Origin of the sequence: Sutcliffiella halmapala, from assembly GCF_002019665.1 — a bacterium.
GTDB lineage: Bacteria > Bacillota > Bacilli > Bacillales > Bacillaceae_I > Sutcliffiella_A > Sutcliffiella_A halmapala.
This window is the reverse complement of the sequence record NZ_KV917375.1, coordinates 1191586-1215600: the sequence shown is the minus strand read 5'-3', so window position 1 is coordinate 1215600 and position 24015 is coordinate 1191586. Positions and strand designations below refer to the sequence as shown.

Annotated in this window: 24 protein-coding genes; 4 read left to right on the top strand and 20 right to left on the bottom strand. The window is 37.2% G+C overall.

All coding sequences use genetic code 11. The features are described 5' to 3' along the window. Positions 1 to 7: 7 nt before the first annotated feature. The 5 genes from BK580_RS05790 to BK580_RS05770 all read right to left on the bottom strand — a co-directional run bounded on the left by BK580_RS05790 (position 8) and on the right by BK580_RS05770 (position 3892). Positions 8 to 985 (bottom strand): BMP family lipoprotein, encoded by a 978-nt coding sequence (locus BK580_RS05790; RefSeq protein ID WP_078379413.1) that lies wholly within the window; start codon positions 983 to 985, stop codon positions 8 to 10. Between the two features lie 112 nt (positions 986 to 1097). Further along, positions 1098 to 1409, bottom strand: coding sequence for an MGMT family protein (locus BK580_RS05785; RefSeq protein WP_078379412.1), 312 nt, complete (start codon positions 1407 to 1409; stop codon positions 1098 to 1100). Positions 1410 to 1488: 79 nt separating this feature from the next. Further along, positions 1489 to 2610, bottom strand: a complete 1122-nt coding sequence (gene ald, locus BK580_RS05780) for an alanine dehydrogenase (protein WP_078379411.1) — start codon at positions 2608 to 2610, stop codon at positions 1489 to 1491. 165 nt (positions 2611 to 2775) lie between these two features. After that, complete coding sequence (locus tag BK580_RS05775) at positions 2776 to 3537, bottom strand: SDR family oxidoreductase (RefSeq protein WP_078379410.1); 762 nt, start codon at positions 3535 to 3537, stop codon at positions 2776 to 2778. Positions 3538 to 3688: 151 nt separating this feature from the next. After that, a complete protein-coding gene (locus tag BK580_RS05770) occupies positions 3689 to 3892 on the bottom strand; it encodes a hypothetical protein (RefSeq protein WP_078379409.1) in 204 nt (67 codons plus the stop codon). A gap of 73 nt (positions 3893 to 3965) precedes the next feature. Here BK580_RS05770 and BK580_RS05765 point away from each other — a divergent pair, with 73 nt between their 5' ends. Together BK580_RS05765 and BK580_RS05760 are read left to right on the top strand one after the other, a co-directional pair. Then, positions 3966 to 4412 (top strand): universal stress protein, encoded by a 447-nt coding sequence (locus tag BK580_RS05765; RefSeq protein ID WP_078379408.1) that lies wholly within the window; start codon positions 3966 to 3968, stop codon positions 4410 to 4412. Between the two features lie 80 nt (positions 4413 to 4492). Further along, positions 4493 to 4807 carry a hypothetical protein gene (locus tag BK580_RS05760; protein ID WP_078379407.1) on the top strand — a complete coding sequence of 105 codons (315 nt, stop codon included), beginning with the start codon at positions 4493 to 4495 and terminating at the stop codon, positions 4805 to 4807. Between the two features lie 104 nt (positions 4808 to 4911). Here the strand turns inward: BK580_RS05760 and BK580_RS05755 are convergent, their stop codons facing one another. From BK580_RS05755 to sppA, 8 genes are all read right to left on the bottom strand, one after another. After that, a complete protein-coding gene (locus BK580_RS05755) occupies positions 4912 to 5745 on the bottom strand; it encodes an EcsC family protein (RefSeq protein WP_169864824.1) in 834 nt (277 codons plus the stop codon). A gap of 269 nt (positions 5746 to 6014) precedes the next feature. Further along, a complete protein-coding gene (locus BK580_RS05750) occupies positions 6015 to 7202 on the bottom strand; it encodes an acetate kinase (protein WP_078379405.1) in 1188 nt (395 codons plus the stop codon). 300 nt (positions 7203 to 7502) lie between these two features. After that, positions 7503 to 8498 (bottom strand): class I SAM-dependent methyltransferase, encoded by a 996-nt coding sequence (locus BK580_RS05745; protein WP_078379404.1) that lies wholly within the window; start codon positions 8496 to 8498, stop codon positions 7503 to 7505. A gap of 287 nt (positions 8499 to 8785) precedes the next feature. Continuing rightward, positions 8786 to 9286, bottom strand: a complete 501-nt coding sequence (gene tpx / locus BK580_RS05740) for a thiol peroxidase (RefSeq protein ID WP_078379403.1) — start codon at positions 9284 to 9286, stop codon at positions 8786 to 8788. A 442-nt stretch (positions 9287 to 9728) separates the two neighbouring features. After that, positions 9729 to 10202, bottom strand: a complete 474-nt coding sequence (gene ytfJ, locus BK580_RS05730) for a GerW family sporulation protein (protein ID WP_078379401.1) — start codon at positions 10200 to 10202, stop codon at positions 9729 to 9731. Positions 10203 to 10223: 21 nt separating this feature from the next. Next, positions 10224 to 10940 carry a DUF2953 domain-containing protein gene (locus BK580_RS05725; protein ID WP_139364843.1) on the bottom strand — a complete coding sequence of 239 codons (717 nt, stop codon included), beginning with the start codon at positions 10938 to 10940 and terminating at the stop codon, positions 10224 to 10226. Between the two features lie 62 nt (positions 10941 to 11002). Next, entirely contained in the window at positions 11003 to 11569 is a 567-nt protein-coding gene (locus tag BK580_RS05720) for an RDD family protein (protein WP_078379400.1), read from the bottom strand. An 11-nt stretch (positions 11570 to 11580) separates the two neighbouring features. Further along, entirely contained in the window at positions 11581 to 12591 is a 1011-nt protein-coding gene (sppA, locus tag BK580_RS05715; protein ID WP_078379399.1) for a signal peptide peptidase SppA, read from the bottom strand. A gap of 179 nt (positions 12592 to 12770) precedes the next feature. Between sppA and BK580_RS05710 the strand changes: the two genes are divergently transcribed. Then, entirely contained in the window at positions 12771 to 13571 is an 801-nt protein-coding gene (locus tag BK580_RS05710; RefSeq protein ID WP_078379398.1) for an NAD kinase, read from the top strand. 258 nt (positions 13572 to 13829) lie between these two features. On the opposite strand, the gene BK580_RS05705 is transcribed toward BK580_RS05710, so the two are convergent. From BK580_RS05705 to BK580_RS05685, 5 genes are all read right to left on the bottom strand, one after another. After that, the gene (locus tag BK580_RS05705) at positions 13830 to 15428 is read right to left on the bottom strand and encodes an amidohydrolase (protein ID WP_078382657.1); all 1599 of its coding nucleotides are present in this window, start codon (positions 15426 to 15428) and stop codon (positions 13830 to 13832) included. Positions 15429 to 15546: 118 nt separating this feature from the next. Then, positions 15547 to 17133, bottom strand: coding sequence for an acyl-CoA synthetase MbcS (gene mbcS / locus BK580_RS05700; RefSeq protein WP_078379397.1), 1587 nt, complete (start codon positions 17131 to 17133; stop codon positions 15547 to 15549). A 309-nt stretch (positions 17134 to 17442) separates the two neighbouring features. Then, entirely contained in the window at positions 17443 to 17637 is a 195-nt protein-coding gene (locus BK580_RS05695) for an alpha/beta-type small acid-soluble spore protein (protein ID WP_078379396.1), read from the bottom strand. A gap of 92 nt (positions 17638 to 17729) precedes the next feature. After that, positions 17730 to 18938 carry a tRNA uracil 4-sulfurtransferase ThiI gene (gene thiI, locus BK580_RS05690; RefSeq protein WP_078379395.1) on the bottom strand — a complete coding sequence of 403 codons (1209 nt, stop codon included), beginning with the start codon at positions 18936 to 18938 and terminating at the stop codon, positions 17730 to 17732. A 6-nt stretch (positions 18939 to 18944) separates the two neighbouring features. After that, positions 18945 to 20081, bottom strand: a complete 1137-nt coding sequence (locus tag BK580_RS05685; RefSeq protein WP_078379394.1) for a cysteine desulfurase family protein — start codon at positions 20079 to 20081, stop codon at positions 18945 to 18947. Between the two features lie 359 nt (positions 20082 to 20440). Here BK580_RS05685 and brnQ point away from each other — a divergent pair, with 359 nt between their 5' ends. Then, positions 20441 to 21781: a branched-chain amino acid transport system II carrier protein gene (brnQ, locus tag BK580_RS05680; RefSeq protein ID WP_078379393.1), complete on the top strand. Its 1341-nt coding sequence runs from the start codon at positions 20441 to 20443 to the stop codon at positions 21779 to 21781. Between the two features lie 77 nt (positions 21782 to 21858). Here brnQ and BK580_RS05675 read toward each other — a convergent pair whose 3' ends face one another. Continuing rightward, the gene (locus BK580_RS05675; protein WP_078379392.1) at positions 21859 to 22161 is read right to left on the bottom strand and encodes a hypothetical protein; all 303 of its coding nucleotides are present in this window, start codon (positions 22159 to 22161) and stop codon (positions 21859 to 21861) included. 4 nt (positions 22162 to 22165) lie between these two features. Beyond that, positions 22166 to 23857, bottom strand: coding sequence for a septation ring formation regulator EzrA (ezrA, locus tag BK580_RS05670; RefSeq protein ID WP_078379391.1), 1692 nt, complete (start codon positions 23855 to 23857; stop codon positions 22166 to 22168). Between the last annotated feature and the right edge of the window lie 158 nt (positions 23858 to 24015).

Here is a 24015-nt window from a genome sequence, read left to right as displayed (position 1 = left end):
CTTCTCCTTACTTTACGGTAATAGTTCCGTCGATTATTTTTTCCTTCCATTCTTCCAGCTGCTCTTGTTGTTCTGTCGAATGGTTCATGATTCTAATAGGAGAAAGCCCAACTCCACCCTCTGCTAATCCTAGTTCTATCGTACCTGTTGGAAAGTCCCCACTTGCTACGAACTCATCCATTACATTAAATAACGCTACATCAACATGCTTCATCATAGAAGTTATGACCGCTTTTTCTGCATAGAAGAATTGATCACTATCTACTCCAATAGCAAGCTTTCCTTGATTTTGTGCTTCATGCAAAACACCGATCCCAGTTAAACCCGCTGCAGCATATAGTACATCTACGTCATTTTCGATTAATTTTTTCGCTAATTGAGTTCCTAATTCGCTATTACCAAAATCATTCGCAAAGTATGGAATTACCTCTATACTAGGATTCATTGATTTTGCCCCATGTTCAAAGCCAACTAAAAACTTCTGAATAAGCGGGACATCAGCCCCACCAACAAAACCTAACTTATTTGTAGTAGAAGCCTGTGCAGCTAAAGCTCCTGCTAAAAAGCTTCCCTCATTTTCTTTAAACGTTATCGAAGCAATATTTGATAAGTCTGAAATGGAATCCACCAGCAAAAATTGTTGGTCAGGATAGGCAGCAGCCACCTTTTCTAAATCTTCCTGAACCATAAATCCTAAACCTACAATTAAGTCATGCTTTTCTTCTACTAGCTCCATTAACCCTTTTTCATAGCTTTCTGTTTGGGATAATTCTTTGTAAGAAAAGACAATTCCAAGTTCATCTCTTGCTCGCACAAGTCCTGCAAATGCTGCATCACTAAAAGACTGGTCTCCTAATCCAACATCTGATAACATAATCCCCACGCTTTTGGTGGCTTTCATGTTCACATTGACCGTTTTATTTGAACAACCTCCAAGTAAAAATAATATAGATACGAAAATGATAAAAACTCGATAAAATTTCATAAAAAAACTCCTTCTAGTAGTGTTCTTATCATATATCGACCACTACCAAGAGGAGGTTAATTTACTTTTAAAAGTTCATCTTTTCATATAATTCTTACTATTTAGATAAAACTTAATTTATCGGTTCATATAGATACAAAGAAAGTTCAACTGTATCATTATTTATAAATTCAATCCCCTCCACTTCTAACAGCATTTTTTGTCTAAAGAATTGGGACTCTTCTTTCATTCCAATTTGCCCTTTTGCATTAATAACTCGATGCCAAGGAAGTTCATATTTTCTACTCATAGAATGCAAAATTCGCACTACTTGCCTAGCTCCTCTTGGACTTCCAGCAAGCCTCGCAATTTGACCATATGTCATTACTTTCCCAGGAGGAATTTGCCTTATGATAGAAATGGCCCGTTCGGTAAAACTTGTCATCTAGCCCCTCCTTAAAAATAATAGAAAAATAAAATAAGGCCAATCATAGTGAATGAAGCACTACGATCGACCATTGATATTACGCGTTTACTAATAAAGTACTTGCGCTCTCATATGCTAGACCATGAGATTCTGCTACTGCAGCGTACGTTACATAGCCATCAAGCGTGTTAATACCTTTTAATAATGCTTCGTTATCTAAACATGCTTGCTTATAACCTTTGTTAGCAATCTGTACAGCATAAGGTACCGTTACATTTGTTAATGCAATCGTTGATGTACGTGGCACTGCACCTGGCATATTGGCAACGGCATAATGTACCACTTCATGCTTAACATAAGTTGGATCATCATGAGTTGTAATGCGATCCGTTGTCTCAAATATTCCACCTTGATCAATAGCAATATCGACTACAACTGAGCCAGCACCCATAGTTTGAATCATTTCTTCTGTTACTAGCTTAGGTGCTTTTGCCCCAGGGATAAGAACCGCACCGATTACTAAATCAGATTCTTTCACTGCAAGAGCAAGATTTAAAGGGTTGGACATTAACGTTTGAACTTCTTTTCCGAATATATCATCAAGCTGACGTAGGCGATCTGGGTTCAAATCAATAATCGTCACATCTGCCCCAAGACCAATTGCCATTTTTGCCGCATTAGTCCCTGCAACTCCGCCTCCGATAATCGTTACTTTCCCACGGCGTACACCCGGAACCCCACCAAGTAGAATACCTTTTCCACCTTTGATTTTCTCTAGGAATTGCGCACCAATTTGCGTTGCCATACGACCCGCAACCTCACTCATTGGTGTTAATAGTGGAAGTGATCCGTTTGGAAGTTGTACTGTTTCATAGGCAATTCCAACTACTTTATTATCAATAAGCGCTTTTGTTAATTCTGGTTCTGGAGCAAGATGAAGATAAGTGAAAAGAATTAGCCCTTCACGGAAGTAGCTGTATTCAGATGGAAGTGGCTCCTTTACTTTCATCACCATATCCATAGACCAAGCTTCTTCAGCTGTTTCTACGATTTTTGCACCTGCTTGTACATACTGCTCATCTGTAAAACCTGAGCCTATACCTGCTTCTTTTTCTATGTATACTTCGTGTCCAAAGCCAACAAGATTCACAACACCTGCTGGGGTCATGGCAACACGATTTTCATTATTCTTTATTTCTCTAGGCACTCCAATACGCATGGATCAAATACCTCCTTTATATAATCAGAAAGACGTAACTAATATACCATTAAAAATGAAAATGTAAAACCATTTTTTATGCATTTATGTAAGCGCTTAAATTTATTGATGGGTTATTTAAAAGAGCTGTTCATGGAGGAAAAGATGAACAACAATCTAGTTACGCTATCGATAGCGATTAATAACATCTACTCCCCCAGTTACCTCCATTACAGTACCTGTTATCATGTCGGAATTATCATCACAGAGAAACTGAATAACCCTTGCGATATCTTCTCCAGTTCCAGAGCGTCCAACTGGTGTTTCCTTGTCTGTCTTTTGTCGTGAAAAATCAATACCCGCTTCCTTCATTTCCCCTACAATATTACCAGGGCATACCATATTAGCTGTAATTCCATTTTCAGCCTCTTCAATAGCAATTGTTTTAGTTAGGGATACTAAACCAACCTTTGAAGCAGCAAAGGCAGCTCGATAGATCCAGCCAGCAGATGATTCTGCACCTTGGAAGCCGTAAGTAATAATCCTACCGAATTTTTGTTGTCTCATAATTGGAATTGTTTTTCTGAAAAGGTGGAACACTGCACTTAAGTTCCCCTCAAGCATTTCATACCACTCTTCCTCTGTGTAATCTGCTAGCTTTTTTCGTTCAAAAACATATGGTCCAGCATTATTAATTAAGTAATCGATTCTTCCGAATTTAGCTGCTGCCTCGCTCACGAAACGTTGCATGTCTTCTTTTTTCGTGACATCCCCTTGAAAAAAATGCATACGGTCAGCTCCATAATGAGCCCATTTTCCTTTTAAATGTTCTACAGCCTCTTTATCACTTCGATAATTAATCGACACAGAGCAACCTTGTTCAAGTAGCATTTCCGATACTTTTCTTCCTAGACCTTTGGACCCAGCTGTTATTAAAGCATGACGCAAAACAGGCTTCCCCCTTAAACTTAAGTCTCTCTCTATTTTCATGCACAATTGAAAATTTTACAACATATAAGAAGTAAAGATATGAAAAATTGCAATAACTTCCTCTTAAAAAATAAGGTGCCAGTTACAAATAGCTGCTGGCACCTTTTCTTTATTGACCCTCTTGCTTATGTTGCTCTTCTTCAGTTGGTTGATAAGTATTTTGACTAAATTGATCTCCTACAACTCCACTCGAATATGCATCTGTAATTTGGTTATGCACTTGATTAACAGCTTCTTCATCATAGGAAAAAATTTCTTTTGGATCTTTCTCTTTCATGTTCAAGCTCCACCTTTCAACTACTAATTTTTTCATTTTAGCATTCCTCGTTTATAATCCTTTTAATGGTGGTAAAAACTAGTATAAACAGAATGGAGAGTGATGAGATATGAATCATACATATCAGAATATCCTAGTGGCCGTGGATGGCTCAGAAGAAGGAAAATTAGCGTTTAACAAAGCCATTACCATGTGCCAACAAAATAATGCAGCACTATATCTAGCTCATATCATCGATACACAAACCTTTCCAACAATGGAGGCTCATAATATTACGATGCCAGAACAGGCTGAGGTTCATGCAAAGGAGCTACTTGAAGAATATGGAGAGATTGCAAAAGCAAGCGGAATATCAAGCATAAAAACCATCCTAGAATATGGTTCCCCTAAACATATCGTGCCAAAAGAATTAGCAGAGGAACATCACATTGACTTGCTGGTATGTGGGTCATCAGGACTTAATTTAGCGGAAAGATTAGTACTTGGTAGTGTCTCAGAAAATATCGTACGTCATGCAAAATGTGATGTATTAGTGGTACGTGCAGATAAGAATTAGTTTCCTCTCTCCTTTTCATAGATTGTTTAAAGTGGTTATTATACAATAAAGAAAACAAGAAAAAGCAGAAGGGAGTAGCCATGTTTTCTTTTAAAATGAATAACCGACTAGGAATATTTTTACCTGTGCTTGAAATGGAATGGAATCAATATAGCAAAGAAACACAGCAAGACATATTGTTAGAGTGGGAAAGAATTAAAGGAATAATACCCGATCGAATTAAAGATCTTGAACAGGAAATTAACACAAAGCAAGAGCAATTAAATAATGAGTTAAACTTTGAACGATCATGCATATTAAATTCCCAAATTGCTGAACTAGCAAGCATTATCAACGATTTATGGCTCTGGTACAGAATGAATCAAGACGTTTCACACGACAAGCTACATGCATAAATCTTCAGAACAAAAGCATCGTACTATTAAATAATGATTTCTTAAATAAAAAAAGACCGAACCTCGCAATTTAATGGAGTTTCGGTCTTTTTGAAGGATGTTTCTTAGTTTTCCCACTCCGACAGATGTCGCATCACATAATAATGATGAGCAAACCCTGAGACTTCCTTTGTCCAAAAATAGTTAGAGCCAGCAGCTGTAAGTATCCCTAGAACAGGTATTCCGTTCACTTTTCTGCGAGATAAAACAATCACGAAAATTAATTTAACTAAATGGAATAGAGGCTGTTGGAGCCATACAGCTGGATGATCTTTTTCTGAAAGAGTATCAAAATAAAAATCTTGCTCTTGTCCCAACTCTTCCTTTAACGATTGCCAGCGCTGATATTGATACTTTTTGGGAACTGTTGCGCAGTAAAATAATTGCAAAGCTTTTACCATCTCATTCGGACTGCTTGCTCGATATCCGTAAGAGAGTGCAATCAGTTGGGTTGTTCGAATATTTAATGCAGCAAAGGCTGGAATATCTACAGCAAGAGTGGAAAACTTTCCAGTCCCTGTCATCCCCCCTTGAACAAGGGAATAAAGCTTCTGTTTTGCAATCTGTTGGTCAGCAATAAATGCTTTTTGGCGTAGTGTTAAGCTTTGGATGTCCTCTATTGTTTCTATTTCTTCCTTATAGCTTTGTGCCATTTTTATTATTCGTTCCTCTGCTTGACGTTGAAAGGAAGATTGTTGAATAAAACCGTGTAAGTGAAAAAGCCAGGTATCAATTTGTGAAAAGAACATATCTTTCATTTCCGACGGTAAATAGTCGAATGCCTTATCTAACCAATAATCTAATGTGTTACTAAACTGGGATGGTTCATATGTACGAAGCGCTTCTTCCCATTCGGACAACTTATCCTGCCACTGTTGTACATTTTCGGTAACAGACACTAATTTCCCCTCACTTTCTACTTTCTTAATCGTTAAAAACATTATAGCATAGGAATTACCAACAAAAAAAAGCCTAAGCCATGATTATTCTCATGGTTTAGGCTTTTTTCTAACTAGCTGATCGTGCCGCTTCCGCTTTTCTTTGTCTAGCGTAAGCGGCTAGCTCCTCGAGTCATAAGCTGATTTCTTCCAGAGGTCTTAGTGCATGACCTCCTGCAGAAACCCTCTTATGCTTGTCGGAGCTGATCGTGCCGCTTCCGCTTTTCTTTTTACAATGCTATTCTCATTACGTCTCTTGCGATCATTACTTCTTCGTTGGTCGGAATTACGATTACTTTTACTGGAGAGTGTGGGTAGTTGATGAATGCTTCTTTCCCACGTACTTTGTTAAGAGCTGGATCCCAATATACGCCCATAAATTCGAGACCTTGAAGTACTCTTGCACGAATAACATCACTATTTTCACCGATACCTGCTGTGAAGATGATTGCATCTACACCATACATTCTTGCTGCATAGGAACCGATGTATTTATGAATTCGACTAGCAAACACTTCTAATGCTAATTCTGCACGTTCATTTCCTTCACTTGCAGAAGATTCAATGTCACGTAGATCACTTGAGAACCCAGAAACTCCTAAAATACCACTACGTTTATTTAATACATCCAACACTTCATCAGCATTTTTCCCTGTTTTCTCCATAATAAATGGAATTAAAGCAGGGTCAATATTACCAGAACGTGTCCCCATCGCCACACCTGCTAATGGTGTAAAGCCCATAGACGTATCAATGGATTTTCCACCTTCAATTGCCGCAATACTTGCCCCATTTCCTAAGTGACAAGAAATCAAGCGTAATTGTTCTACTGGTCGACCAAGAAGCTCAGCCGCACGTTCGGAAACATATTTATGACTTGTTCCGTGGAAGCCATATTTACGTACGCCATAATCTTCATAATATTCATATGGCAGGCTATATAAGAATGATTTTTCTGGCATTGTTTGATGGAACGCCGTATCGAATACAGCCACTGCAGGAATATTTGGTAAAATTTCTTGGAACGCTTTAATACCCACAATATTTGCAGGGTTATGAAGTGGAGCTAGTTCTGAAAGATCTTCAATTTGAGCTAATACCTCATCAGTAATTAAAACTGAATCACTGAACTTTTCTCCACCATGAACGACACGATGACCAATACCTGTAATTTCATCAAAGGATTGAATGATATTTAAATCAATTAATTTGCTTAATAATAATTTTACCGCTACCCCGTGTTCTGGAATGTCCGTAATTTCTGTTACTTTTTCACCGTTCACAGATATCGTAAAGATCGCGTCATTTAAACCGATGCGCTCTACTAATCCCTTTGTAATAACAGCTTCACTTGGCATTTCGAACAATTGGAATTTAAGAGAAGAACTACCTGCATTTATTGCAATAACTTTTGACATGATGTTTATGTACAACTCCTTTTATATTGTCGCTCTTTTTTATAAAAAGTCTACCCTGAAATTAAAGCGGCTTCTTTAAACACCTGTAGATTTCCGTGCCAGGTGGCAGCGACCGTTCTAAAATCAGCTTGAGCAATTTCTTTTATAAAAGAGCGGACTATGCTTTTATCTATCTTGTGCAATGCACGTTCATTATATATACCTTTTTCATTTAAACACCGTCATAAATCAATTGCAAGAGCCTTCCCTTATTGGTAACGCTTACCTTATATATTCGTTATTTTCAGAAGAATTCCACTTCTATTTTTTCTTTTTTCCCTCTGAAAACCAGGTATTTATTTGACTCATCATTTTCTCCATCGCTTGGATATTAGAGAAGCTTGGTAAGGTCGCAAGCAATGCTTCTTTAGGTTGCTCAACCCCAATTCCTTTCTTTTGTAGAAGCAAAATGCTTTTTGCATGTTTACTATTTTGGAACATGGAAGGTGGTAGTTGGAGCATCCCTTGGATATAAGCCTCTTCTTTTATTAGCTTATTCAGTTGAGGTGCTTCTTCATCTTCAAACATGGAATTAGGTATCAAAAATAATAATACTCCACCTGATTTGGTGTACTTTAAGCTCTGTTCAATAAAAAGATAGTGTGCATAAGAATGCCCTTCTGTCGCCTTTAAAGTAAAGTTTTCAGCATTCACATCGTTTGGATAATATCCTACTGGTAAATCACTCACTACCACATCGACTGGCTCTAAATATAAATTACTTAAACTATCCTGATTAAATAGACTAATTGCTTGTTCCTGAAGATTAGCATTGTTGTATGCTAGCTTAACTAACAAATCATCTACATCAATCCCATACCCCTGCAGCTTCTTACCATTTAGTTGGTTGAGAACTGCTGTTAACAAATTTCCTGTTCCGACAGCAGGATCGAGTATAGAAAGTTGTGATTGATCTGCTGTGAACTTCCCAACTAAATAGCCCATAAAAATAGCTATCGCATCCGGAGTCATTTGGTGATTCACCTGTGCAGCATCCTTCATCCCCTTAAGGATTGCCAACTGGAATCCTTTACGTATTTCTTCTTTTTCTAAGGATTTTAGCTTTAGCTTACTATACTCTTTTTCTAAACGGCGTTTCGTCACTTCCGAAACCTCATCTTGAATAACATCTTCATGAAAGATATTTTCAGCTGTTTCTGCTAACGCCTCTAAATACGTACATTCTAACTCTTCTTGCAAAATTTGAGCAGTTGTATCAAATAAACTAAAAGTATTTTCTAATTTCGTAATCGACATCATAATTCTCCTTTTCCTACCATTAATGAGTATCTATATTTTACTTAAACTTACTAGAAAAGCGCAAGCGGCTCGTTCAACTCCGAAAAGCATAAGGCAGGTTTCGCAAGAGGTCATGCACTTGGACCTCTTGCGAAAAATGACTTATGACTCGAGGAGTTAGCCGCTTGCGCTAGACAAAGAAAAGCGCAAGCGACTCGTTCAGACCCCAAGCCAAGCAATAAATAAAGCAGACTGCATTTTTCTCACAGTCTGCTCATAACGATGCATTGAAATTGTATTTATAATTACTCCGCAGCTTTTAATGCTTCAATAGCTGCTTCATAGTTAGGATGGTCAGTTCCTTCACCAACGTACTCCACATACGTTACATTATCGTTTGAATCTACTACGAACGTAGAACGAGCAAGCAAACGAAGCTCTTGCATTAATACTCCATAAGCTTCACCAAATGATGCATCACGATGGTCAGATACAACCGCTACGTTTTCAAGACCACTAGCTGCACACCAGCGCTTCTGAGCGAAAGGTAGGTCCATGCTTACTGTGATTACTTTCACGTTATCTAGCTTTGATGCTTCCTCATTGAAACGACGAGTTTGCGCATCACAAACACCAGTATCGATAGATGGTACAACACTGATTAAACGTTTGAAGCCTTTTGAATTCTCAAGTGTAACTGGTGATAAATCATTTGCAAGTACAGAAAAATTAGGTGCCTTATCTCCCACTTTAACTTCACTGCCTACTAAAGTCATTTTATTCCCTTTGAATGTAACGTTTGCCATGAAAAAGAACCCTCCTTATAAAGTTATGTACACTGCTAATAATAGCTATCTTCTAAGTTATTTGCAATTAATCTACCTCTTATTTAATAAATCTTCTTTGATCTTATTGAAATGTGGTAATTATGTTTTAGTTTTTAAAAAAAAGCGTGTTATCCGTGGGTAAACTCCTCGATCCGTTGGTAAAGACGGGCTATCCGTCGGTAATTCCCTCCATCCGTCGGTAATTCCCCCCATCCGTTGGTAAAGACGGTCCTTCCGTCGGTAATTCCCCCCATTCGTTGGTAAAGACGCTCCTTCCGTCGGTAATTCCCTCGATTCGCCGATAAAACCACCCGATTCGTCGGTAAAACCATCTCCATCCCACTGTAACCCAATAACCAAACCACATTCGACGACCAATCATATACAAAAAAAAGAAGTCAACTGCATAGCAGCTAACCTCCTAGAAATCTAAATCTTGTTTATGTTGGTGGTCAGAATAGTTGTTATGATTGGAATTATGTTTTTTATTGTTGTTCATCATTTGCTGAACTTTTTCAACCGCTTGTGGAGCTAGGTCCAAAATCCGTTCATACAGATGTGTACTTTCATCAAGATGGAGCATTTTTACACCGGAAGAACTGACAATTAAAAACGCGATAGGTGTAATGGAAACTCCTCCACCACTACCACCACCAAATGGGAGCTTGGATTGCTGTTGCTGCCCACCACCCTCATGCTTTTCTGGTCCGGAAGAGCTTCCACCTTGGAATTCACTTCCTCCGGCTGCAAAGCCAAACCCCACCTTTGAAACCGTTAGAATAACACTGCCATCTGGGGTTTCAACAGGATCCCCAATGATCGTATTTACATCAATCATATCCTTTAAATTTTCCATTGCAGTCGTCATAAGACTTTTAATTGGATGTTCAGACATATAGATCCTCCTTCTTTACATTTACATAGATTCTTGTCTATCTTCTTTAGACAACAAGGATAGAGGACGAGTTTTGAATTTCGGTCTCCCGCCCTTCCAATATTTAACGGTTCTTATTCCTGCTAGAATAGCATACCCGATTTGAAAGCGAATCATACACTTAACTAATGTTTGAGAAACTGCTTGTTGAAAAAAAGGAGTAATAGAGAGAACTGGATCTGCTTTCATTTTCGTATACTGACTCATAAACCCTACTATTCCTCCTTTTAAGGACCAGGCAGCACCAACCACCATTCCAGTATATGCAGCATCCCCAAGCCCTACATTACTGTGCCATTCCAGCTTTTTTATCTCTACTTTAGATAAAAATCTGCGCACTATTTCATGCATCCCCACAACATGACGCACCAGTTCATATGTATCACCAATACTTTGAAATATATCTTTTGGTGAATAATCTTTTTCTTTTTCTTTTGTCTTTCCCGCTGCACCCATTTTTGTTTTTTCCTTTACCTGAATAGAAGCAGAATCTTTATCTACTTTAATTAAAGGAACATCTATCGTATAACGAATTAGTCCAAACCATGCACTAAGTTTCACTATCATTTGATCATTATCTTGTTCGTGATGGAAATAGAAATGGATCGTAATTTTAGTGAAGATAATTAGCAAAAATAATAGAATAGCGATTCCTACTAAAACACCAATCCAAAGCATGCTCTCACGCCCTTTCTTCATCCTTCCATTATTTCCTAGAGACAAAAAAATAAACCTACTAGCATCTGCTAGCAGGTTTATTTTTATTTTTCGTGTACCACACTTGTATCTGCGAATAAATCATGGATGCCTTGTTTCTTGTTTGTAAAAGCAGCCACTAGATAGACTACAAAGGTTACAGGTGCATAAAATCCTGCAATATAACGACCGATACCTTCTCTGAATAGGACTGTTTTCCAAGATAATTCAGTATCCTTTAAATCAACCACTCTAAGTCCAAACACCATTTTTCCGAGTGTCTGTTTAAAGTACTTAGTCATAATAATAAAGTAAGAAAACCATAGAATGGTTGTAGCTATGGTTGCTGGTGAGTACATGAAGCTTTGGCTGAGCGGAATATTAAGCATTCGAAAGATAGGAAAAATAACAATCCCACCGATACTCCAAATAATAATTAAATCAAGAAGATATGCCCATACCCTCATCCAAAATCCTGCAAATCGATAGGCAGGTGTTACTACCGCAGCTGTATTAGTAAGATGCACCTCATCTTGGAACCTATATTCGTCTCTCGTTATTTCTTCTTCAACTGGATTTATCTGTATCTTATCTTGATTGTTTAATTCTTCATTCTTAGATTCTTCTCTCATTTTCATCCCTCCTAATCCGCATACAAGTACATAAGTCTTGGAGAATTAGGTTGATTGATTAACCTTGCAAGCATTTGCATCTCAGAATCAGGTTTAATTAGAGAGTTAACATTCATACTAAATAGGGAACCAAACCCTAGATTTTCTTCATATTCAACGACTTTAACATTACCTAGATTATGATCTTCTTTTATCGCGTCAACCACATCTTCAAAATAACCCAGTTCATCCACAATGTTAAGGTCCTTTGCCTGTTGCCCATCGTAAATACGACCATCTGCAATAGTACGAACTTCTGCCTCACTCATATTTCTGCCATCGACAATTACTTTAACAAAACGGTCATACATATTATCAACCATTGTTTGTAAAATTTGACGCTCTTCCTCTGACATGTCCTTAGTAGGGGACATGATGTCTTTATATGGTCCGCTTTTTAATGTTTCAAACTTCACACCATAACGTTCAGCAAGCTCTTTATAATTCATCCCTTGCATGATAACACCAATAGATCCTGTAATTGTTTCATTTGTAGCAAAAATCTTATCGGCTGGTGCTGCTATGTAATATCCTCCTGAAGCTGCCATAGCACCCATGGATACGTAAATCGGTTTCTCTGTTTCCTCTTTTATTTCTACTAATCTTTTATAGATCTCTGCACTTTCTGAAACACCTCCACCAGGTGTATTCACACGTAAAACAATTCCTTTTACCGAGTCATCTTCCTTTGCTTGATCTAACATTTTTAAAAATTGACGATGGTTATACCCCGCACTGAAAATTGATGTTACATCTGTGCCTATATCTTGAATCGCTCCATTTACTTCTAATACTACTAATTTTCGATTAGGGCTTCCCTCTTCTATTACCTTTTCAATAAAGCCCTCTTGTTGTGTTCCGAAACCCCACATACTAGAAGTTGTTTCAGTACTCTCAGTAGTACTGGTTTGAAAACTTGTAACGATCGATACTAAAAATAACAATGCAGCTATTCCTAAAGCTGCCCAACGTTTTCCGCTCATACTTATACCTCCTAAATGATAGTACTGTACTAATACGTTAAATTCGTTCAAAAAGTTTCATGAAAATGGTAAACTAATCACAATATAGAATTGTACTAAAAAAATCAGAAAAATGATAATAATTCATGGTTATTTTTTGTTTTTCTTCCATTTATTATTATCAAAAGGAGGCAAAAAGGATGCCAGAACGTCGAAAAATATTTTTCTTTTATAAACAAGAAGAGTTTCTAGAAAATAAGGTGAAAAATCTTCAACTTTTAGCCGAACAAAGTAATTTTCAAATTGTTACAGACTTCCATCAGGCGAATATTATCGTTTCTGTTGGTGGAGACGGAACTTTTTTGCAAGCTGTACAAAAGACAGGCTTTAAAGAAGATTGCCTTTATGCAGGCGTTTCAACTGAAACTACATCTAGCTTCTATTGTGACTTTCATGTAGATGAAACGGAGAAAATGGTTGAAGCTATGACCAATGAACAGATTGAAGTAAGAAGATACCCTACTATTCAAGTAACGGTTGACGGAAAGTCTACGTTCCATTGTTTAAACGAATGTACGATTCGCTCAGCTATCATTAAAACATTTGCAATAGATGTGTACATAGATGGGCTTCATTTCGAAACCTTCCGTGGCGACGGCATGATTGTATCCACCCCTACAGGTAGCACTGCCTATAATAAATCGGTACGTGGGGCAGTGGTCGATCCGATGCTTCCATGCTTCCAGGTTAGCGAACTTGCTTCCATCAACAATAACAACTACCGTACACTTGGTTCCCCCTTCATCTTAGATGGGACAAGAAAATTAACACTAAAGGTCGTACAAGATGGCAACGATTATCCAACCATCGGCATCGATAATGAAGCACTTAGTATCAGACATGTCGAAAAACTAGACATTGAACTAACGAACCAACGAATCAAAACCGTTAAACTCAAAGATAATTCCTTCTGGGAAAAAGTAAAAAGAAACTTTCTTTAATATAGGCTCTTTTCGTAAAGATTGTTGCTTTAAGCTGGTAAAAAGTCGGCATTTGGACTTTTTACCGTCATTTTGCTTAGAAAATAGAAGAAATGCCCTCGATTACATAATGGAAAAGAGCACGATTGCAACAATAATGACGGGTTGATTCTATTTACGAAAAGCAACAAAGTATGCGAAAACAGCCTTAATATAAGATTAACTACAAAACGTCTTGCTCTTTTTCAAAAGGGCAAGACGTTTTTTGTAAAACTACCTTCAACCATTTCTCCGTCGGTACATCACCGTACCATCTACTACCGTCATCTCTACCTTTGTTTCTAGAATTTCATCTGGTGAGATAGAAAATAAATCCTTGTTCAATATCGTAAAGTCAGCATAATAGCCGCGTTCCAATAATCCTTGCTTATTTTCTGTACCTATTGCTTGTGCGCTCCCAGTTGTAAATAACTGAATTGCTTCATACATAGACAATCTTTGTTCCGGCTGATAGATCGTTTTTTCTGTATCATTAGGGATCTGTCTTGTCACAGCAGCATGTATACCTAGAAGAGGATTCACAGGTTCGATTGGTGCATCTGAACCACCAGCACAAATTAATCCTTCATCAAGTAATGTCTTCCATGCATAACTATACTCCAGGCGTTCTTCACCTAGTCGCTCGATAATCCAAGGAAAATCCGTCGCAACAAAACGCGGTTGGATATCTAAAATGATAGGTAGTTTTTTAGCGCGTTGAATTAAGTCATATGTTAATATTTGTGCATGAATTAAGCGATCTTTTTCTCCCTCAGGAGCAGGATAGCGTTCTATACAATCTAACATGTATTCAAATGCTCGATCTCCAATTGTGTGTACTGCAACCGGCATCTCATACTTTCTCGCCTTTTTAACCAGTTCTTCTAATTCCTTTTTTGAATGAATCTCGACCCCAGATATTTCTGGTGCATCGTTATATGGCCGGCTTAATAGAGCCGTCCGTCCTCCAAGTGCTCCATCAGCAAATATCTTCATCGCTCCTAATGTGACAAAATCCGTGGAATCCTTATACCGATGACCTTCATTATGCATATCGTCTATCACTTCATGATGAACTAATAGATGGGCTCGATATTTCAACTGATCACGTTCAATTAACTTTATAAAAGCATCAAAAGTTTTGGAGTAACTCCCATAATAGCTCAAGTCCTCACTATGACTACCCACTAAGCCAAGTTGAAGACAATCTTGTATAGACTTTTTTAATGCTGAATATAGATATTCTTCTGTTGCTTTAGGTATGATGGCTTTCACTATTTCCTGAGCTTGATCTAACAAATATCCAGTTGGTTCTCCCTTTTCATCCTTTACAATTACACCACCAGGAGGACTTTCTGTGTCTTTTGTTATTCCAGCAAGTTCCAAAGCTTTAGAATTAACTAATACAGCATGACGGCACACTCGAGATAGAATCATCGGATGTGCAGAAGTTATTTCATCTAGCTCTAATCGATGAAATATTTTTCGATCGATAAAATTATTTTCGTTCCAACCTTCCCCAAAAATCCATTCACCTTGTGCCGTTTCTGCTACCTTTTTGATTAATGCATCTTTCATTTCATGAGCAGCAGTATAGGTTGATAAGTCTAAACGCAATAATTTTTCTCCATGACCAATAAGATGCATATGACTATCCGTAAAACCAGGGTACATCACTGCTCCATGAAGATTCATCTCTTTTGAAGAATCGTATTTTCGTATGAGTTCCTCTTTTGACCCAATATCCTGGATAATTCCATCTATTGTATAAACCGCTTCCACCGTCTCTCCTTCCTCTTTTAGAGTATAAATAGTTCCACCATACCAGATTTCTCCCATCATGCATCTTGCTCCTTTATGTAAAATTCAATTTACTACTAGATTATCATTTGTATAGGAAAGCCACAAAAAAATCAGAACAAAGGCAGGTAAAATAGATTTTTACCTGCCTGAAGCTTTATTGTGAATGTATGGATAATTCTTTTTGTCTAAGTTCGATTCTTCTAATTTTTCCTGATGCAGTTTTTGGCAACTCAGCTACATACTCGATTTTTCGAGGATATTTGTATGGTGCAGTATGTTCCTTAACATGCTCTTGAAGTAATTTAGTTAGTTTTGACTCCTCTTGTTCTACTCCTTCTTGGAGAACAACAAATGCCTTTACTACATTACCTCTGATTTCATCTGGACTTGCAACAACTGCACATTCTCGAACTAACGGATGTTTAACTAGAGCATCTTCTACTTCAAAAGGACCAATGGTATAACCTGAACTGATGATAATATCATCTCCTCGTCCTTCAAACCAGAAATAGCCGTCTTCGTCTTTTTTCGCCTTGTCCCCTGTAATGTAATAATCTCCTCTAAATTGGCTTGTTGTACGTTCAGGATCTTTATAGTACTGCTTAAATAATGCAGGTGTTTCGATATGAACCGCAATGTCTCCTACTTCACCCACCGCGCATTCTTGCGCATCTTCATTAATGATTGTTACCCGATTACCTGGTGTTGGCTTACCCATTGAACCAGATTTAATCTCCATTCCCTTTAAAACACCTATTAGCAGAGTATTTTCTGTTTGCCCATAGCCATCTCGCACATCTACTTGAAAATGACGTCTAAAGGTATCGATTACCTCCCGATTTAACGGTTCACCAGCGGATACCGCACTATGAAGATGTGGGAGAGAATAAGCATCTAAATTATCCACTTTAGCCATTAAGCGATATTCTGTAGGTGTACAACAAAGAACATTCACCTCGTATTTCTCTAAAAGCTTTAAATAGGTGTTTGGATCGAATTTTCCATTATACACAAACCCGGTTGCTCCCGATCCTAAAGTAGAAAGGAAAGGGCTCCAAATCCACTTCTGCCAGCCTGGGCTTGCAGTTGCCCATACAACGTCATTGTCTTCAATTCCTAACCAATTCGATGCTGTCGTACGTAAATGAGCATATGCCCATCCATGAGTATGAACCGCACCTTTTGGATTGCCTGTTGTACCGGATGTGTAAGATAAAAATGCCATATCATCCTTTGAAGTATCGGCAAAAGATAAAACATCTGATTGCTTTTTCATCGCTTCATTCAAATGAATCCAACCAGATTCTATAAAGCCACCAACACTGAAACGCACTAGTCCTTTCACTTCTTCAAGTTTTTGAGCTTGTTCAACATATGGATAATAAGTGATAATTCCTTTTACATCACCATGTTCAATTCGATAGGATAGATCTTTCTCTCTCAGCATTTCAGAGCAAGGAATAACGACTAATCCTGCTTTTAGTGCACCTAAATACACTTGATAAGACTCGATTAGCCTTGGCATCATTACTAATACCACATCACCTTTTTTCAATCCTTCACTAATTAAAGCGTTTCCAATTTTATTTGCAGCTTTTATTAATTGCTCATATGTAATTTCTTCTACTTCCCCTTGCTCATTTTCCCATTTAAGTGCAATCTTTTCGGTTTCTTTTGCATACTTTTCTACTTCTTCTACTAAATTGTACTTTTGCGGAGCTAATAATTCCTCTTTTAACATATGAAGTCATCTCCTTTTTTTATGTACTACCCTTATCATACAAAATTTTTCAAATAATTTGAATTGTTTTTCAAAAATATTATTTTTAATTTTTTCCATATAAAAAGAGGACACCTTTTAAGGCATCCTCTTTTAAAAAACTACTGCTCATTCGAGTTCTTTGCATGCTTCGGCTCATTTCTACGTTTTCTTCCTTGCTTCTTTTGTTGTTTTTCAATCTGGTTTTGCTCTTTCATAGAAAAAGACACCTCCGAAATATAAGAAAGGTGGGGTTTCCCCCACCTCGTAGCCATTTCTATTTACTTTTTCTTAATGTCCACCAAAACTTTGCTCAGCCATTTGAACTAAGCGTTTAGTGATTTCTCCACCAACGGAACCGTTAGCGCGAGCAGTTGCATCTGGACCAAGTTGTACTCCGAATTCAGAAGCGATTTCGTACTTCATTTGGTCAAGAGCTTGTTGTACACCAGGTACTACTAATTGGTTTGAACTGTTGTTTGCCATGTGTTTTCACCTCCTTGTGAGTATAGAATGTGTCAAAACACATGGCGTCATTCATCTTTTGAAAATGGTAATTGTTCACAGTTGATTTTTTTTTAAAACAAATCCTTAAAAACACTGCTTTCTTTATCTTTTTTTCCAGTAATTATAAGTTTTTCCGTATTGGCTACTGCATCGTTTACCATCTCATCGATGTCAAAGAAACTTTCATAAAAATTGATTTTTTCCTTTTTCGGCTTTGTTTTAGGAGATGATGGAGTGAAAATCGTACAGCAATCTTCATACGGTCGGTTCGATATCTCTAACGTATCTATTCGTTTAGCAATTTCCATGATCTCTGTTTTATCCATGGTGATCAACGGACGAATGATTGGAGTGGTCGTTACTTCATTAATTGCCAGCATACTTTGTAAGGTTTGGCTTGCTACTTGTCCCAAACTTTCTCCTGTTATAATTGCAAGCCCCTTCTCTTGTTCTCTGATACGGTCAGCTATTAACAGCATAAACCTTCTTGTGGATGTCATTGTATAGTTTGCTGGCACTTGTTTCTGGATAGCTACTTGGATAGCTGTAAAAGGAACTATATGCAATTGAATTTTCGGACCAAATTCCGTGAGCTTTTCGGCCAGATCTATAACTTTCTGTTTTGCTCGCTCACTTGTGTATGGAGGGCTGAAAAAATGAACAATTTGTAATTCAATCCCTCGCTTCATGGATAAATATCCGGCAACAGGGCTATCGATACCACCTGAGAGCATAAGCAGCCCTTTCCCGCCTGTTCCGACTGGAAGACCACCTGCCCCTACAATATCCTTACAGGTAACATAGGTAGCATCTTCGCGCACCTCTACTCTTACATTGATATCTGGTTGCTTGACATTAACGGTTAAATTTTCTGTATTTATCAATAAATGAGAACCAATTGCATGATTTAATCCATTAGTATCTAGTTCGAAGTTTTTATAAGCTCTCCTTGCCGATACTTTAAAGGTTTTTCCTTCATACGGAAGTGCTTTTAAAGCAAATAATGCCCCAGCTTTTATCTCTTCAATTTCAGTTTTAGTTTTAACTGCTAGACTAAAGGAATGAATACCAAAAATACTTTGAAGCCTTTCAATTATTGGTTCAGGCGGCTCTCCATTGAGCTTAATAAACATGCGATCTCTACTTTTCTCGATCACAATGCGTGGAAACTCCTTCACTTTTCCCAGAATGTTAGAGCTTAACTTTTGCACAAACTCTTTTCTATTTCTTCCTTTAGTAGACATTTCGCCATATCTAATTAATAGATGATCATAATTCATTTTTCGCTACCTCGTTACCTGTTTTATAGTGGCTATTTCTTTAATTAATTCGCTTAAAAAAATATCTAATTCTTCTTTAGTCGTACTGTAAGTCATACTTATTCTTATCGCACTTTCCGTACGGTCCTGTTTTAACCCCATTGCAGTCAAAGTTTTACTTGGTGCTTTTCGTTTGGATGAACAGGCTGATGTGGTAGATACAAAAATATTTTTATTGCCTAATGCATGAACGAGAACTTCAGATTTTATTTGGGGGACAGAAAAATTCACGATATGTGGAGCTGATCCTCTTAAAGGAGTGTTTATCCATGCGCTACCATTGGCTTTTAAATTCTCCAATAAGTAATCCTTTAATTGCATTAACGCCGCACTCCGTTTTTGATTATTATCAAACGACATTCTTAAAGCCTTTGTCATTGCGACTATACCAGCCACATTTTCTGTTCCAGATCGCAATGTCCACTCTTGATTTCCTCCACTGAGTAACGGATGTAATGTCACCCCAGCCTTTACCACCAATAACCCATTTCCTTTTAACCCGTGAAATTTATGCGCTGACATAGAGCAAAGATCAATACCATCAAGATTCAAGGGGACTTTTCCGACACCTTGCACATGATCGACATGTAAGCATGCAAGCGGGAATTTCTTCACAATACCTTTTATCTCATCTATTGGCTGGATCACTCCTGTCTCATTATTCACATGAATAATGGAAACAAGAACTGTATCTTTCCTCATTTCTCGCTCCACTTGTTCTGCGGTAACTCTTCCATCCTCATTAACAGGAAGGATCGTCACTTCAAACCCTTCTTTACCTAAATCTTCAAATGCATTTGTAACAGAAGGATGTTCTATAGAAGTTGTAATAATATGCATACCTTGGTGCCTTTTACTATAAGCGCTTCCTTTAATAGCTAAATTATTACTTTCTGTACCTCCAGATGTAAAGATAATTTCTTTATGATGAACTTGTAAAAGGTCAGCAATCACTTCTCTTGAATGGTGTAGGAGCTTTTCCGTCTCTCCGCCTAACGCATGAAGGGAGGAGGGGTTGCCAAAGTAATCCGTAGAAACAGTTACAAAGGAATCGATTACTTCCTTATATGGTTTTGTAGTTGCACTATTATCTAAATATATCATTGCAAATCCTCCAACTTTTACACTAAGCCTATTCACCTAGGTTTATGTACAACTATAAAAGTTTCATTCATTTCCATTAATAATTTCTTCTACTAAGCAAATATTAATGGTAGCATACTTTGTAATCCGGGAAAAGATAACTAGACAGGAGTAATTAAATAAGCTAGAAATTCATCTTTACATCATATAATTTTCACTAAAAAACAGAGCAAGTCTGATTTTTATATAATCTCAAAATTTTTCTAATATACCGAATTGTTAAATTTTAAATTTATTCGACAAATTCCAGCAAAACTATGGTAGGATGTAAACGGATTCATCATTTCCAATTTTACTTTTTACTTCAGGAGGACATTTTTATGTCAAAAAAATTATATTCTAATAAAGATACTCTCGTATTGGGGTTAATGTTATTTGCCTTGTTTTTTGGAGCAGGCAACATGATTTTCCCACCATTATTAGGACAAGGTGCAGGGACTGAGTTAACAACTGCAATCATCGGGTTCTTAATCACTGGGGTAGGGTTACCACTTTTAGGAGTTATGGCAATCGCTTATTCAGGTGGAGACCTTCAAACACTTGCTAATCGCGTAAATCCAATTTTCGGAATTATTTTTTCTTTTATTATGTATTTAGCAATCGGGCCATTTTTTGGAATTCCGAGAACTGGAACAGTGGCGTATGAGATTGGTGCAACACCATTCCTTCCTGCTTCTGTAAATTCAGCAGGTTGGCCACTCTTTATATATATGGTACTATTTTTCGGATTAACCTTTTACTTGGCTTTAAACCCAGCTAAGCTTGTAGATCGAATCGGGAAAATTTTAACACCATTACTATTAGCAGTTATAGGTGTTGTTGTGATTAAGAGTATTGTTACACCTATGGGGAATATTGGCGCGCCAACTGCTGATTACGCTAGTTCTCCATTCTTCAAAGGATTTTTAGAAGGCTATTTAACCTTAGACACAATTGCCGCATTAGTTTTCGGAATTGTCGTGATTTCTGCTATTAAAGAAAAGGGTATTACTGATAAAAAAACAATTACCTCCCTTTGCTTAAGAGCTGGATTTATTGCCGCTATCGGATTAGCGTTAGTTTATACAGGGTTAGCATATCTAGGCGCAACTAGCTCAAGTGTTATTGCAAATGCTACCAATGGCGGACAAATTTTATCCGTTTCCTCAAACTATTTATTTGGTTCCATTGGTGCTGTAATTCTTGGGGTTGCTATCACTTTTGCTTGCTTAACTACATCTGTCGGATTAATATCTGCAACAAGTTCATTCTTTAATAAAGTTATTCCTTCTGTATCCTATAAGACTTTTCTTATCGTTTTAAGCATCTTTAGCTTAGTAGTTGCAAATGCTGGATTAGATCAATTAATTGCTTTTTCTTTACCAGTATTAATAATGATTTATCCATTAGCAATTGTACTTATCGTCTTATCTTTCTATCGATGGAAAAATGATGGTTATGTAATGGGCTTTTCTCTCTTCTTCACGGGAATCATAAGCTTCGTAGACGGCTTAGCCGTTGCAGATATCAACATTGTTTTCCTTCAAAATATATTCAGCCACTTACCTTTTTATAGTACTGGTGTGGGTTGGTTAATTCCTGCAATTATCGGAGCTTTAATCGGAATCATTCTCGGTTCCTTTCTTCCGAACACAAAAAAATCAGAAGAACGAATCGCATAAAAAATGCCGCTTGGATGACTTATCCAAGCGGCATTTTTCTATTTAATGTTCTGATAAATAACCGACATTGCTTTTCCCTACTCTTCTCTCTCTTTACTTTCAATGTAAGTAAGAAGGTCATCAATCGCAACTCGATAATTAACTAAATTCAGTTCTGCTACATGCTTTTCTGATAGACCTTCTCTAATGTTAGCGTTTGTTATAGAATGCTGTACGCTCGGTACCGTTAACGGTTCTTTCCAATCCCCTTCTCTTGCACGATGGGCTTGAATAATCAGTGATTCATTTTGCTTAAACTGAGGCGAGGAAAGAACGGTGAACCAAGTAATTGCTCCACTTACACATAAAACAATGATAAGCAGGTACTTTAAATAGTTCACGTTCTTAACTTTCCTTATCTAGAATCTGTTCAATCTTTTTCAGTACTCCAGGCTCTACCTTCTCGAGCGAAGCAGCAGCTTCTTCTAACGCACCCTTGTATTCATAATTTCTAAATAACTGTTCTGCTTCAATTAAGCTGTCATGTACGAAGGAATGTTTACTTCTATATCTATTTCCATATTGAATAATATTTTCAGCCAGATAGGCATGATCAAGTATGTCCATACACTCCTCATGGCATTTTTCCACCGATGACACAGCTAGCTGTAAAATTGCATTAACCTCAACAATGTTTAATGGCTTTTCTTCAAGCTTTTCAGTTACATTCTTCATTTGTTCATTTGCTCGGGTTAATTCATTAAATATTGCTTCGGGTAAGCCAGGGATATTACTTTTTTCAATATTACGCTTCACTTCAAATAACATTTTTCTCAGATTAGCTAACTGATCACGTGCTGCCATTTCATCTTTCCTAAGAGCCATAAGGATTTCTACATATTGCTTATGAATTTCCTGCAGGGAATTAATTTGCTCACAGATATCTTCTAATTCTTCTTTTAAAATAGAAAATGCAATTGTTTGGTTTTCTAAGTGTGCACTAAGCTTCTCATATCGGTCGATAAGCGTTAGCATGGAGTGCTCAATCTTTTGTTGTGTATCAATATCATCCGCTTGTAAATGATAACTCTCTTGCACAATAAACGTTTCTTCTTTCGTTTTTTGACTAGCTTCCGATAACGTCAGAAGAATGGATTGCACTGAAGGCAATTCCTTTACAATATAGTGCTTTGCAATCACTTCTTTTTCAATTTTGTCATAAAGCTTATCCATATCCTCTTTCATAAGCTCCATGCCTTCTTTTGCCTCTGCCACTTTTGTCTCAAGTAGTAGCTTCGTAATGTGGTTCATTTTCTCTTTAAAACTATGTATGTCCTCTTCTAAATTCACATGATCGAGTATGTACCCCTCTTGTAACATTTCTCTGTAGCCTGACTCCACTTCAGCCAGCTGGCTTGGTATCACCGACTGACAGTCCACTAAAAGACTTGGAATGTTTGAAACCTTATACTCGAACTCCTCTAATTCCTTCGCTAGCTTGGTTACTAATTCCTTTGACTCCAAGTAATTCCCATTATTGATGCTATCATGAAATTCTAAGAAGATTTGTTGTAATTGATCTATTTCTTTTTCTAAAAGAGCTGTAGTACTACCGTACTGATGACGTTGATTTAGAAGTAGCTTTTTCAACTCTGTGTACGTTATTTCTAATTTCCCAATCTGTTCCACACTTTTTGCCTGACTCTCAATAAGCTCATCTAATTCTTCAAAGATTGCTTTTATGCGTTCTTCGATGTTTTCTAATTTTTGGTTTGCAATTTCTAGTACTTCTTTCGCTTTCTTAAATCGATATTTATCCGCATGATCTTCTGCATCGAATAAATACTCTTCAATGTTTAAAAGATCAGATGATAAAATATCATCCCATTGAAAACGCCAATTCTCAAAAAGCTCTTCTGTTTGTCCGGTCATATTTAAATCTTTTACTTTAGAAAGCTCTTCGGAAACGGGTTTGTTCATAATCGATACTTTCCACGTCTCTAAACGATCCACTTCTGAATAAATCTTTTTTCTTTTTAAGAAACTTACGCTAAAAAAAGTAACTACAAGTAATAAAATTCCAATGATAATTTCCATACCTAATCCCCTTTTGCCTGGATGGTGTAACGGTTATGTGAATATATAAATAATGTTCAAAAAGTCGTCCATCTTTTTGAAACACACGTTTATAATAGTATTAATTCGAAACAAATACGGTCTATTCATCCGTCTTATTTCACTATTTGTTATTATTT